General features: G+C 72.7%; 12 protein-coding genes and 1 tRNA gene. 6 read left to right on the top strand and 7 right to left on the bottom strand.

Annotated elements, in window-relative coordinates:
* The gene (locus tag AB3M81_RS15565; protein WP_412904838.1) at positions 1 to 570 is read right to left on the bottom strand and encodes a hypothetical protein; all 570 of its coding nucleotides are present in this window, start codon (positions 568 to 570) and stop codon (positions 1 to 3) included.
* A 109-nt stretch (positions 571 to 679) separates the two neighbouring features.
* Here AB3M81_RS15565 and AB3M81_RS15560 point away from each other — a divergent pair, with 109 nt between their 5' ends.
* Entirely contained in the window at positions 680 to 1165 is a 486-nt protein-coding gene (locus tag AB3M81_RS15560) for a CarD family transcriptional regulator (protein ID WP_412904837.1), read from the top strand.
* 52 nt (positions 1166 to 1217) lie between these two features.
* On the opposite strand, the gene AB3M81_RS15555 is transcribed toward AB3M81_RS15560, so the two are convergent.
* On the bottom strand, positions 1218 to 1814 hold the full coding sequence (locus AB3M81_RS15555; RefSeq protein WP_412904836.1) for a TetR/AcrR family transcriptional regulator: 597 nt from the start codon (positions 1812 to 1814) through the stop codon (positions 1218 to 1220).
* A gap of 44 nt (positions 1815 to 1858) precedes the next feature.
* Here AB3M81_RS15555 and AB3M81_RS15550 point away from each other — a divergent pair, with 44 nt between their 5' ends.
* Positions 1859 to 3049 carry an oxygenase MpaB family protein gene (locus AB3M81_RS15550; RefSeq protein ID WP_412904835.1) on the top strand — a complete coding sequence of 397 codons (1191 nt, stop codon included), beginning with the start codon at positions 1859 to 1861 and terminating at the stop codon, positions 3047 to 3049.
* Between the two features lie 125 nt (positions 3050 to 3174).
* Here AB3M81_RS15550 and ispF read toward each other — a convergent pair whose 3' ends face one another.
* Both ispF and AB3M81_RS15540 read right to left on the bottom strand, forming a co-directional pair.
* The gene (gene ispF / locus AB3M81_RS15545; protein ID WP_412904834.1) at positions 3175 to 3645 is read right to left on the bottom strand and encodes a 2-C-methyl-D-erythritol 2,4-cyclodiphosphate synthase; all 471 of its coding nucleotides are present in this window, start codon (positions 3643 to 3645) and stop codon (positions 3175 to 3177) included.
* A 142-nt stretch (positions 3646 to 3787) separates the two neighbouring features.
* On the bottom strand, positions 3788 to 4927 hold the full coding sequence (locus tag AB3M81_RS15540) for a C39 family peptidase (protein WP_412904833.1): 1140 nt from the start codon (positions 4925 to 4927) through the stop codon (positions 3788 to 3790).
* Between the two features lie 135 nt (positions 4928 to 5062).
* Between AB3M81_RS15540 and cysS the strand changes: the two genes are divergently transcribed.
* Together cysS and rlmB are read left to right on the top strand one after the other, a co-directional pair.
* Positions 5063 to 6469 (top strand): cysteine--tRNA ligase, encoded by a 1407-nt coding sequence (cysS, locus tag AB3M81_RS15535; protein WP_412904832.1) that lies wholly within the window; start codon positions 5063 to 5065, stop codon positions 6467 to 6469.
* A complete protein-coding gene (rlmB, locus tag AB3M81_RS15530; protein ID WP_412904831.1) occupies positions 6469 to 7413 on the top strand; it encodes a 23S rRNA (guanosine(2251)-2'-O)-methyltransferase RlmB in 945 nt (314 codons plus the stop codon). The genes cysS and rlmB overlap by 1 nt, the downstream gene beginning before the upstream one ends.
* Before the next feature lie 198 nt (positions 7414 to 7611).
* On the opposite strand, the gene AB3M81_RS15525 is transcribed toward rlmB, so the two are convergent.
* Together AB3M81_RS15525 and AB3M81_RS15520 are read right to left on the bottom strand one after the other, a co-directional pair.
* Complete coding sequence (locus tag AB3M81_RS15525) at positions 7612 to 8895, bottom strand: D-arabinono-1,4-lactone oxidase (protein ID WP_412904830.1); 1284 nt, start codon at positions 8893 to 8895, stop codon at positions 7612 to 7614.
* Positions 8892 to 10070 (bottom strand): amino acid deaminase/aldolase, encoded by a 1179-nt coding sequence (locus tag AB3M81_RS15520; protein ID WP_412904829.1) that lies wholly within the window; start codon positions 10068 to 10070, stop codon positions 8892 to 8894. The genes AB3M81_RS15525 and AB3M81_RS15520 overlap by 4 nt, the downstream gene beginning before the upstream one ends.
* 25 nt (positions 10071 to 10095) lie before the next feature.
* Between AB3M81_RS15520 and AB3M81_RS15515 the strand changes: the two genes are divergently transcribed.
* A complete protein-coding gene (locus AB3M81_RS15515; protein WP_412904828.1) occupies positions 10096 to 10878 on the top strand; it encodes a hypothetical protein in 783 nt (260 codons plus the stop codon).
* Positions 10879 to 10914: 36 nt separating this feature from the next.
* Positions 10915 to 10987, top strand: a tRNA-Thr gene (locus AB3M81_RS15510).
* 5 nt (positions 10988 to 10992) lie between these two features.
* On the opposite strand, the gene AB3M81_RS15505 is transcribed toward AB3M81_RS15510, so the two are convergent.
* The gene (locus tag AB3M81_RS15505) at positions 10993 to 11925 is read right to left on the bottom strand and encodes an MBL fold metallo-hydrolase (protein ID WP_412904827.1); all 933 of its coding nucleotides are present in this window, start codon (positions 11923 to 11925) and stop codon (positions 10993 to 10995) included.
* Between the last annotated feature and the right edge of the window lie 75 nt (positions 11926 to 12000).

Here is a 12000-nt window from a genome sequence, read left to right as displayed (position 1 = left end):
TCAGTTGCTGCCCGGCGAGGTGTCGGACTGCTCGCGGGCGCCCTGCTCGTCCGTCTCGGGCTTCGCCGGGTCGGTCTCGGCCTCCTGCGCGGGCGTGGCCTCGGCGCCGGGGCGCTTGGCGACGCTCTCGTAGGTCTCGGTGCGCGCGACGACCGGGACCTCGATCTCGACGTCGCCGCCGGGCTGCGCCGCGAAGGTGATCGTCACGTAGTCGCCCGCGGAGATCTCGTCGCTCTTGATGATGATCTCGCCCTTGGGGCCGAGCGTGAGCAGCAGCTCGGGGTCGAGCGTGATGGGCTGCGCGAGCTCCTTGGAGGTGCCGTCGACCGAGACCGAGTCGATCGTCTGCTTCTCCTCGCTGAGCAGCGCGCCGGAGAAGGTGAGCGTGCCGTTGCCGTTGTCCACGAAGACGCCGTTGTAGACGCCGATCGGGCCCGTGCGCAGGTTCGCGCCGATGCCGGCTTGGTACTGCTGGTTGGTCTGCGCGCCGAAGCTCGTGCCGCAGGCAGAGAGCGCGAACGGGGCGGAGGCGGCCAGGACGATGGCGGCGAGTTTGCGACGTGTGCTCACGGTCGCATCGTAGCCGGGGCGCCGAGCGTGGACGAACCCCGGTGGATCGAGCGGAAAGGGCAGTCGTTCCGTTCTGTTATTCTGGTCACCTAGGAAAGGTGCTTTCTCCATGGCTTTCACTGTCGGCGAAACCGTCGTGTACCCCAACCACGGTGCTGCGGTCATCGAAGACATCGAGATCCGGACCATCAAGGGTGAGGACCGCACGTACCTCGTCCTCCGGATCATCGCCCAGAACGATTTGGTCGTACGCGTGCCGGCCGACAACGTCGACCTGGTGGGGGTGCGCGACGTGGTCGACGAGGCGGGACTCGAGCGGGTCTTCAGCGTCCTGCGTGCCGAGCACGTCGAAGAGCCCACCAACTGGTCCCGACGCTACAAGGCGAACCTGGAGAAGCTGCACTCCGGCGATGTCCTGAAGGTGGCCGAGGTCGTGCGCGACCTGTGGCGCCGCGACCACGAGCGTGGCCTCTCGGCCGGCGAGAAGCGGATGCTGGCGAAGGCTCGCCAGATCCTCGTCTCCGAGCTCGCGCTCGCCGAGAACACGAACGAGGACAAGGCCGAGACCCGTCTCGACGAGGTCCTCGCCTCCTGATCCACCCCGACGAACGCCCGGCCACGGCCGGGCGTTCGTCATGTCCGGGGGACTACAGCCAGGCCAGGCCCAGGGCCGCGAGGTCCTCGACGAACTGCTCGCGGGTCATCGGCGGGTCCTCGTCGAGGACGAACCGGACCGCGAGCGACTCGACCGCCAGCACGATGAGCCATGAGGCGTGCGCCGGGTCGCGCCGCCGCTGGGTGGCCGGCAGCCGACCGCCCAGGTAGGCGCGCAGCACGTCGCGGACGCGCCGCTCCAGCCCGAGCCGGTCGTCCAGGTGCCGCGCAACCGGCAGCTCCTCCCACACGACGCGCAGCAGCGTCGGGTCGCGCTCGAGCGCCGTCAGCAGGGCCTCCGCCGTCGCCCGGGCCATCGCGCCGGGGTCGTCGTGGACGTGGTCGACGAGGGCCGCCACGACGTCCTCCGCGAGCCGGCCGACGTAGCGCTCGGTGACCTCCTCGACGATCGTCGCCTTGTCCGGGAAGTACTGGTACAGCGAGCCCGGGCTGACCTTCGCGCGATCGGCGACCCGGTTCGTGGTGAGGCGGTCGTAGCCGTCCGTCACGAGCACCTCGCGAGCGGCCTCGACGATGCGGTCGACCATCGCGCGCGAGCGCTGCTGACGAGGGACCTTGCGCAGTGCCATGTTGCGAATTGTATGCGAGCAAATGCTCGTGTCAGGGTTCCGGCATGACGCAGGTCGCCTCGTACCCCACCCGGTTCCGGTCCGCCGAGGAGCGCGGCCGCCGCCTCGGTCGCGTGCTCAAGTACGCCGGAGGCGTGCGCGAGGTCGACGAGGAGCTGCTGGCGCGGCTCGGTGCGGCGTTCACCGAGCAGGACGAGCTCGGCGCCGACTTGGCCGCCGCGATGCGCCTGCGTGCGGGCGACCCGCACCGCGTGACGATGCTGCAGTTCCGCACCGCGCTCGAGCACGGACCCGGCGCGGTCCCCGACGCCGGCCCGGCGCTGGCGGCGTTCCTGCGGACCGCGGAGCAGGACCCGCCGTGGCTCGACCGCGACCTCGTCGACGAGGGAGCGCGGGCGTTCCGGCGGTTCGGCCGCACCGCCGCCGACGTGCTGCTGCAGCTCTCGCTCATCGGTGGCTACCGGTTCGGCGGACCGCCGGACCTGCTCGTGGCGACCGGTGGCCTCACGGGTGACAGCACGCGGCGGCGGCTGGCCGAGACGCAGTCGTGGGCGGTGGCGGTGACGACGCCCGGCGGCCTCGAGCAGTACGCGCCGGGCTGGCGCACGACCCTGCACGTCCGCGCGATGCACGCCCTCGTGAACCAGGCGTTCGCGCCACGCTGGGACGTCGAACGGTGGGGGCTGCCGATCAACCAGGCGGACCAGGCCGGGACGCTCGGGCTGTTCGACGGGACGGTGCTGATCGGCGTGAAGGCGCTCGGCGTCCCGGTGAGCCGCCGGGAGTCGCGCGCCGTGATGCACCTGTGGAAGTACGTGGGCTGGCTGATGGGCGTGGACGAGCGCTGGCTGGTCGACTCCGAACGCGAGCGTCACCGGATCAACTACCACGTCGTGCTCGCCCAGGGCGGGATCACCGAGGCCGGCCCGCGACTCGCGCAGGACATCGTCGAGGTCCTCGGGACGCTCCCGCACGGGCGCTGGAAGACCGAGCGGAACCTCAGCATGCTCAGCGCGTTCCTCGGGCGCGAGAGCATGCGCGAGCTCGGCCTGCCGTGGCGGCCGCCGTGGGCGCCGGCGATGCTGTGGGCCGCGAACTCGGCACGGCACCGCGTGCTGGGACGGCTGCCCGGCGGCCGTGACCGGCTGGACGTGGCGGGCGGGCGCGTGGCGCAGCGGATCCTCGCCGAGTACTACGGCAGCGACGACCGCGCCGTCGCGGACCTGCCGGCCTGAGTGTCGGTCCTCGGCTCGCTCCCTGCCCGACTTGTGGAACGGGTTCCACCGTTCCACGCGCGGGAGGCGTGGAACGCGTTCCAGAAGTCGCCGGGGGCCGCGGGTGCGCGGGCGGCGGGCCGGCGTCAGTGGACGAGGGCGACGGCGATCGCCGCGATGCCCTCGCCGCGGCCGGTGAGGCCGAGGCCGTCGGTGGTGGTGCCCGAGAGCGAGACGGGGGCGCCGATCGCCTCGGCCAGGACCGCGGTGGCCTCGTCGCGGCGCTTCGACAGCCGCGGCTCGTTGCCGATCAGCTGCACGCTCACGTTGCCGATCGTGAGCCCGGCGTCACGCACCATCTGGGCCGTCGCGCGCAGGAAGTCGACGCCCGACGTGCCCGCGTACTCGGGGTCGGCCGTGCCGAAGTGAGTGCCGATGTCGCCCAGGCCCGCGGCCGAGAGGACGGCGTCGACCATGGCGTGCGCGACGCAGTCGCCGTCGGAGTGGCCCTCGAGCCCGCGCGGGGCGTCGGGCCAGTGCAGCCCGGCCACCCAGAGCGGACGGCCCTCGACGAGCTGGTGGACGTCGGTGCCGATGCCGACGCGGGGTGCGTTCACGCTGGCAAGGCTAGCCGCGGCGTGCGGCGCAGCCGCCGAGTGGCGCGAACCGGGGTCGCGAGTGGCGCGAAGGTGCCCGCCACTCGCCGAGTGGCGGGCACCTTTGCGCCACTCGGCGAACCGGCGGCCACGGGAGGGTGCGTCAGAAGACGAGGCCCTTGCCGCGCGGGGCGATGAGGTAGACCACGCCGCCGCTGCCGCCGAGCCAGGCCTTCTCGAACTGCGCGCGCTGGTAGACGCGGCGGACCTGGGCGTTGGTGCGGCCGGCCGGGTCGTTGACGATGACGTCGCCGGTCTTGGTGAAGCCGCGCACGACCATGAGGTGGCCCGGCGTCGAGCTGATCGGCGAGCCCGTCAGCTGGCCGCGGCCGAACGCGACGGACGCGACGACCGGGACGCCCTTCTTGATGTAGGCCTCCATCGCGCGCAGGTTCACGACGCGGTGCACGCGCGCCTCGGCGCCGAACAGCGAGGCGTACGCCGTGTTGAACGGCCACGTGCCCGTGCCGCGGTACGCCGAGTCGTACGAGAAGCGTGCGGCGTGGTCGACGCGGCCGTCGGGGCCCTTGGCCCACGTGTACTGGCTCGCCTTCGGGCCTAGGCCCCAGTACGCCAGGACCATGGAGGTCGAGGTCGGCGAGCACCACGCCTCGCCGCCACCGCCGTACTGCGGGAAGTGGCCGGTGTGGATCATCTGCGAGTACGCCGGCACCGCGAGGTCGACCGTCCTGGTCATCGAGGTCTTCGAGGTGCGCGCCGCCTTGGTCGAGTAGGACGAGGCGACGCCCGCCACGCGGCTGACGACCGGGGTCTTCGTGGAGGTCTTCGGTCGCACGACCGTCACCTGCACCTGCCAGCGGTCGAACGTCCGGCCCGAGGCGGAGCGGATCGTGTCGGTGTCGAGCCGGGCGAGGCTGTCGGACTGCGCGCCCCACGTGCGGCGCTCGCCACCGGCCAGCGCGTAGCGCCAGTCGGCGACGCGCTTCCAGCCGGAGACCTTCGAGCCGCTGGCGACGCGGGCATAGACGCGCAGCCACGTGCCGGTCGGCATCTGGGTGACGTTCCACGAGGGCAGCAGCGTGGTGCTCGGGCGGGTCGAGACCCAGCCGGACCGCCACCTCGCGGTCTTCTTGCCGGCGGGGATCTTGAGGTTCGGGGTCCAGTGCTTCGCCTGGGGGGTCGGGTGGGTGGCCGACGCCTGGGCGGGCGCGAGGAACGCGGGGACGAGCAGGGACGCGAACAGGGCCACCAGGGCGGCCGCTGTGGGGAAGGAGCGACGCATCGTTCCAGCGTAAGTGAGAGACGAGGCCCTTGGGAACGATGTGACGCGAATTCACGAGTGGGACGTCACGCTTCTGCAGGACGCCCGGCCGCCGCAGCGGCGGGAACACGCCGCCCGGGCCGATAGGCTGGCCCGGTGACGCTGTGCCTCTTCGACTCCGCCTCCCGCGAGTTGCGCCCCCTCGATCCGGTCGTGCCCGGCAAGGTCGGCATCTACCACTGCGGCCTGACGGTCCAGGGCCCTCCGCACATCGGCCACATCCGCAAGGAGCTGGTCTTCGACGTGCTGCGCCGCTGGCTGGAGCGCCAGGGCCTCGAGGTCACGATCATCGCCAACGTCACCGACATCGACGACAAGATCCTCGCCAAGGGCGCCGAGACCGGGAAGCCGTGGTTCGCGGTCGCGTACGAGAACGAGCGCGCCCTGCACGCCGCCTACGAGGTCCTCAACTGCCGCCCGCCCACGTACGAGCCGCGGGCGACGGGCCACGTCCCCGAGATGATCGAGATGATCTCCACCCTCATCGAGCGCGGCCACGCGTACCCGGCCACCGACGGCTCGGGCGACGTGTACTTCGACGTCCGCTCCTGGCCGGCGTACGGCGAGCTGTCGAACCAGCGCATCGACGACATGCAGGCCGCGCCCGACGCGCCGCCCGAGGGCAAGCGCGACCCGCGGGACTTCGCCCTGTGGAAGGGCCACAAGGAGGGTGACCCCGAGTCGGCCTCGTGGCCCACGCCGTGGGGACGCGGCCGGCCCGGCTGGCACCTGGAGTGCTCGGCGATGGCCGCGAAGTACCTCGGCGAGGAGTTCGACATCCACGGCGGCGGCCTCGACCTGCGCTTCCCGCACCACGAGAACGAGCTCGCGCAGTCGCGCGCCGCCGGACAGCGCTTCGCGCGCGTCTGGATGCACAACGCGATGCTCAACCTGGGCAACTCCAAGATGAGCAAGAGCGTCGGCAACACGCTCTCGGTCAGCGAGGTCGTCAAGCGCGTCCCGGCGATCGCGCTGCGGTACTACCTCGTCGCCGCGCACTACCGCTCGATCATCGAGTACAGCGAGCAGTCGCTCGCCGAGGCCGCGACCGCGTTCGAGCGCATCGAGGGCTTCGTGACGCGCGCCGCCGAGCTGGTGGGGGCGGGTGAGCCCGGCGACGTCCCCGAGGCGTTCGCCGCCGCGATGGACGACGACCTGTCCGTGCCCGCCGCGCTGGCGGTGCTGCAGTCCACGATCGGCGAGGGCAACCGGCTGCTGGCCGGCGGCGCCTCGGCCGAGCTGGCCGAGACGCTCGCGTCCGTGCGAGGGATGCTCGACGTGCTGGGCCTGGACCCCGTCACGTGGGGGACGGGCGACAGCGGCTCCGCCGCCTCCGACGCGCTGGGCCAGCTGGTCGACGCGCTCGTGGCCGAGCGGGCCGAGGCGAAGGCCGCGAAGGACTGGGCGCGCGCGGATGCGCTGCGCGATCAACTGACGACTGCGGGCATCGAGCTCGAGGACACCGCCTCGGGCACCCGCTGGAACCTGAAGGGTGGCCGCTGATGGCCGGCAACAGCCAGCGCAAGGGCGCGATCAAGAAGACCGGGAAGGGCAACCCCACGGCGGGGTCCGGCGGCCGTCGCCGCCGCGGGCTCGAGGGCAAGGGGCCGACGCCGCGCGCCGAGGACCGTCCCAACCACAAGAAGTACAAGATGGCCAAGGCCGCCGAGAAGCGTCAGTCGGGCCGACCGAAGCGCCGCAGCGACGACGGACCCGAGCTCGTCGTCGGCCGGAACTCCGTCGTCGAGCTGCTGCGCGCGCACGTGCCGGTGGTCTCGATCCAGGTGGCCGAGGGCATCGACCGCGACGAGCGCGTCCGCGAGATCTTCCAGCTCGCCGCCGACCTGCACGTGCCGCTGCTCGAGGTCGCCCGGCCCGAGCTCGACCGGATCACGTCCGGCGCCGTCCACCAGGGCATCGCGGCCAAGCTCGAGGCGTACGACTACGCCGACCCGTCCGACCTGCTCGACCTCGCGGCCGAGCGTGGTGAGCCGGCGCTGATCGTCATCCTCGACGGCATCACCGACCCGCGGAACCTCGGCGCGATCGTCCGCTCGGCCTCGGGCTTCGGCGTGCACGGCGTCGTCATCCCCGAGCGGCGCGCGGCGCAGATGACCGCGGCCGCGTGGAAGACCTCGGCCGGCGCCGCCGCGCGCGTGCCGGTCGCCCGCGCGACCAACCTGACGCGCCAGATCCAGGCGTACCAGGAGGCCGGCCTCATGGTGATCGGCCTGGCGGCGGACGGCGACGTCGCGCTGCCCGACCTCGACCTCGCCGACGGGCCGCTCGCGGTCGTCATCGGCAGCGAGGGCAAGGGCCTCTCCCGGCTCGTCGGCGAGAACTGCGACCAGCTCGTGTCGATCCCGATGTCGTCCTCGCTCGAGTCGCTCAACGCGGGCGTCGCCGCCGGCATCACCCTCTACGCGATCAGCCAGGTCCGCGCCTGACCGTCGCCGCGTCCGCGCCGGCCCGATGATCGAGTGCCGCGAGGAACGAGCGGTGTATCGAGATCACTCACGATCGACGGTGGTCTCGAGACGCCGCTCGTTCGTCGCGAGCTACTCGACCACCGGGTCCGTTCCGGTGATCGAGTGCCGGCGAGCGGAGCGAGACGGTGTATCGAGATCACGTGCTGACGGCGCGGCTCAGGAGCCCAGGACCTGCTGCAGGTAGGCATTGGTGAACTTGCGTTCGGGGTCGAGCCGGTCGCGGACGGCGACGAAGTCGTCGAAGCGCGGGTAGACCGTGCGGAAGTAGTCGGCGCCGAGGGTGTGCATCTTGCCCCAGTGCGGACGGCCCTCGTGCGCCGTGAAGATGTCCTGCATCGCGGCGAAGTAGCGCGTGGGGTCGGTGCGGTGGAACTGGTGCACGGCGATGTAGACGTTGTCGCGCTCGTGACCGGTCGACAGCCAGATGTCGTCGGCCGCCGTGAACCGCACTTCGACGGGGAACGAGATCGACTCGTCGGCCTTCGCGTACCAGCGCTGCATCTCGCCGATCGCCTCGGCGGCGGCCGCGCGGGGCAGGGCGAACTCGGACTCGCGGAAGCGCACGCGCCGCGGCGAGACGAACACCTCGTGCGAGGCGTCGATGTACTCGCGCGCGCCGAGCAGCGAGCCCGACAGCGCGTTGATCCGCGGGATGAGCGCGGGCCGCCTGGTGCCCAGTCGCTGGACCTGCTCGTAGAGCGTGTTCGACAGCAGCTCGTCGTCGAGCAGGTGACGCCAGCGCGGCAGCGGGGCCGGCGCCGTCCCCTCGGGCACGCGGTTGTTGCGCTTGGTGAGCGCCTTGTCCGTGTGCGGGAAGAAGTAGAACTCGAAGTGGTCGTTGCCGTCGACGAGGTCGTCGAGCTCGCGCAGGACGGCGGAGAGGGCCATGGGCTCCTCGCGGGCGTTGAGCAGGAACGCCGGGACGCACTGCAGCGTGACCTCGGTGACGATGCCCAGGGCGCCCAGGCCGACGCGCGCGGCGTCGAACAGCTCGTGGCCGGCGTCGATCTCGAGGACCTCCCCGTCGGCCGTCACGAGCTGCAGCGCGGCGATGGCCTTGGCGATGCCGAACAGCCGGGCGCCCGTGCCGTGCGTGCCGGTCGAGGTGGCGCCCGCGACGGACTGCGGGTCGACGTCGCCCAGGTTCGGCAGCGCGAGCCCGAGCGCCGCCAGCCGCGGGTTGAGCTCGTGCAGCGAGATCCCCGCCTGCACGCGGACCAGCCCGGTGGTGGTGTCGGCGTGCAGGATGCGGTTCATGCGGTCGAGGCGCAGCAGCGTCGCGTCGGTGGCGGCGATGGGCGTGAACGAGTGGCCGGCGCCGACGGCCTTGAGCCGCGGGTGCGCGCCCACGAGGGCGACGACCTCGTCGGTCGACGCCGGGTGCGCGATCAGGTCGGGGGCTGTCGTGACGTTGCCCGCCCAGTTGCTCCAGCTGCTCATCCGAAGTTCTTCCCCTCGCCGCGGTAGGTGGGCACGAGCGTGGCCTGGCCGGCCGCGTCGACGAGCGCGACCTGATCGAAGCGCTCGCACATCTCGCCGGCCTTGGCGTGCCGGAACACGACCCGGTCGCCGATGTCCAGGGTCCTGGCGATCTTGCCGCGCAGCGGCGTCTGGACCTCCCCGGCGCCCTCGGCCGGATAGAGCTCGAGGCCCTCGGGCCAGACGGGCCGGGGCACGCGGGTGTCTCCCGCGGGACCGGAGGCGATGTAGCCGCCGCCGAAGCAGGTGACGGCGTCCTTCGTGGGCTTGCGCACGACCGGCAGCGCGAAGAACGCGGCCGGACGCGGGGTGAACGAGCGGTAGCCGTCGAACAGGGTCGGCACGAACAGGCCGGATCCGGCGGCCAGCTCGGTGACCGTCGGGTCGTCGCGCCAGACGTCGAGGCTGCCCGTGCCGCCCGCGTTGACGATCTGCAGGTCCGTCAGCTGGCGGACGGCCTTGACGATCCGGCGGCGACGGCGGCGCAGCTCCTTGGCCGAGCGCCGCTTGACGGCGCGGATCGCGGGCCCGCTGTCGGGCATGCCGGCGATCTGGGCGTCGTAGAACATCAGGCCCACGAGGTCGAAGCCCGGCCGCTCGGCGATCGCGGCGGCGATGCGCTTGGCATCGCGCGTCGAGTGGACGGGGGAGCGGTGCGCGCCGAGGTGGGCGCCGAGGACGCGCAGCGAGGAGTCCACGTCGAGGCACACGCGGATCGGCGGGTGGTCGGCTCCCAGGGTGGCGTCGATGAGGTCGAGCGCCTCGAGCGAGTCGACCATGACCGTGATCGCGGCCCGGCGCCGGTCGTCCGCGACGAGGTCGGCGTAGGCGACCCGGTCGACGCTCGGGTAGGCCAGCAGGATGTCGTTGACGCCCTGGTCGGCGAGCCACACGGACTCCGCCAGCGAGTACGTCATGACGCCGCGGAAGCCCGGCAGCGTGAGGATGTTCTTGATGATCGAGCGCACCCGCACCGACTTCGTGGCGAGCCGGATCGGGACGCCGCCGGCGCGCCGGACCAGGTCGGCCGCGTTGGCCCACAGGGCCTCCTCGTCGATCATCGCGAAGGGCGGATCGAGGAGCTCGGTGGCACGCAGCAGGCGGGGGTACGGGGGAGTCGGGGTCTCGGGTGCCACGAGGCCCAGTATGCATACTGGGCAGGTGCGCCGTCCGATCCTGCTGCTCGTGTTGGCGACCTTCTGGCTGGCGTCCTGCTCGTGGCTCCCGGGCGAGGACGACGACGCGCCCGCCGGCCCCACGGCGCAGCCCACGCCGACCGAGCGGATGACCTTGGCCGACCTCGGCCTGGCCGGGTGGCCCGTCGCCGACGAGCCCGAGCTGCCCGACGCGCCCACGCGTCCCGCGAGCATCCCGGCCGCCGAGTACGACCGCATGGTCGAGGCCGTCGAGACGTGGGCCGTGCAGGCCGCCACCGACCCCGACGCGGTCGGCGAGGGCCTGCCGAAGGACCTCGTCGAGGCCATCGACGACGCCGTCGGCGCCCAGACCGTGCCCGCGCTGGCGCGGGCGACGGTGCTCGACCCCGACCTCGACGTGAACGCCGCCCGGATGACCGGGGCGTGGCGCGTCGCCGAGGAGGACGGCGCCGTCAACCTCTCGCTGCAGACCCGGACGGCGTACGAGGTCCGCGCGCCCGGCGGCCAGACCCGCGTCATCGGCGTCCTGCGGACCCAAGGCGTCGTCGCGGTCCCCGGCACCGAGCAGTGGGGCACGATCATGGGCTGGCAGGAGTTCGGCGCCGCCGACTGCGCGATCGTGCTCGACGAGTTCCTCACCCCGGGCGGCGACCCGGACGACCAGGAGTCGGACCTGACCGTCTTCGCCGAGATCGGGAAGGGCTCCGAGGCGGTCACGCCGAAGCTGCCCGAGAACGAGTACGTGGACGAGGACTTCGCGCAGGCGTGCCGGTCCGGCCGGGTCTGATCGTCGTTAGGATGAGCCGGTCGGCACCACCGCCGCGCCCCTGTAGCTCAGTCGGTAGAGCGCTTCTCTTGTAAAGAAGATGTCGCGGGTTCGAATCCTGTCGGGGGCTCCGCCTCAGCCCGCCCACGGGTCCTCGCGCCGCCACAGCGTCGGCAGGTGCAGCCGCACCCCGTCGCGCGCGGCCAGCGTCCGCAGGACGCCGATCGTCACGTCGAGGTCGTCGCCGGCGTAGGGCAGCGCCCGCAGCGGTGCGCTCAGCGGGCGGAAGAAGTCGTCCCAGTGGGTGAGCACCACCCGCCGGGCGCCGACCGCCGCGACCGTGTGCTGCCAGTAGCGCGCGATGTAGTCGTCGCCCAGCACCCCGAGCTGGCCGACGCCCAGGTACGCCACGTCCGCGCGCCTGCCGTCCAGGGCGCCGGGCACGAACCCCGCGCTGCCCTGCACGAGCGTGGGCCCGGTGCCGGGATGCTCGACCAGCAGGGACCAGGCCTCGCCACAGCGATAGGCGGCGGCCTTCGCCGGCGGCCGCAGCGGCTCGTCGATCGTGCCCGGGTAGCGGTCGGGCGGGCAGTGCTCCGACGGGACGGCCGTGACGGTCCACGGGCCGCACGCCGTGGGCGTGAACGGGGCCAGCACGCGGGTCCGCTCGGGATCGAGGCCCGCCCCGCGGCCCACGTGCAGCGTGGACGACCCGCCGACCAGGAGCGCACCGGTGCGCCGCGCGACCTCGGGCGCGTCCATCACGTGGTCGAAGTGGCTGTGGACCGGCACGACCGCCTCGACGCGTGAGGCCTGCGGCCCGGACAGGCCGAGCCGGCCGAGCGCCTCGTCGATGCGCTCGGGCACGGGCGCGATGCGGCCGAGCGCGACCTTGAGCAGCGACGGGCGTGAGAAGAAGCCGTCGACCAGCAGCGCCGACGCGCCGTCGTCGAACGCGAGCGTCGAGACGCCCGCGAACGTCACCGACGGTGTGCCAGGTGCCGCGGCGGGCACGTCGAAGAGGCCGGCGTGAGCGGACAGGTCGGGTCGACCGGGCTTGAGGCGCATGTCCGCACCCTAGGGCGACGCGCCGACAGCGGCTCGGACCGCCGCGCAAGGGCTGGGCAGGGACGCGATGCGTCA

The organism is Aeromicrobium jepli (genome assembly GCF_047246605.1).
Lineage (GTDB): Bacteria > Actinomycetota > Actinomycetes > Propionibacteriales > Nocardioidaceae > Aeromicrobium.
This window is presented reverse-complemented; position numbering and strand designations above follow the sequence as displayed.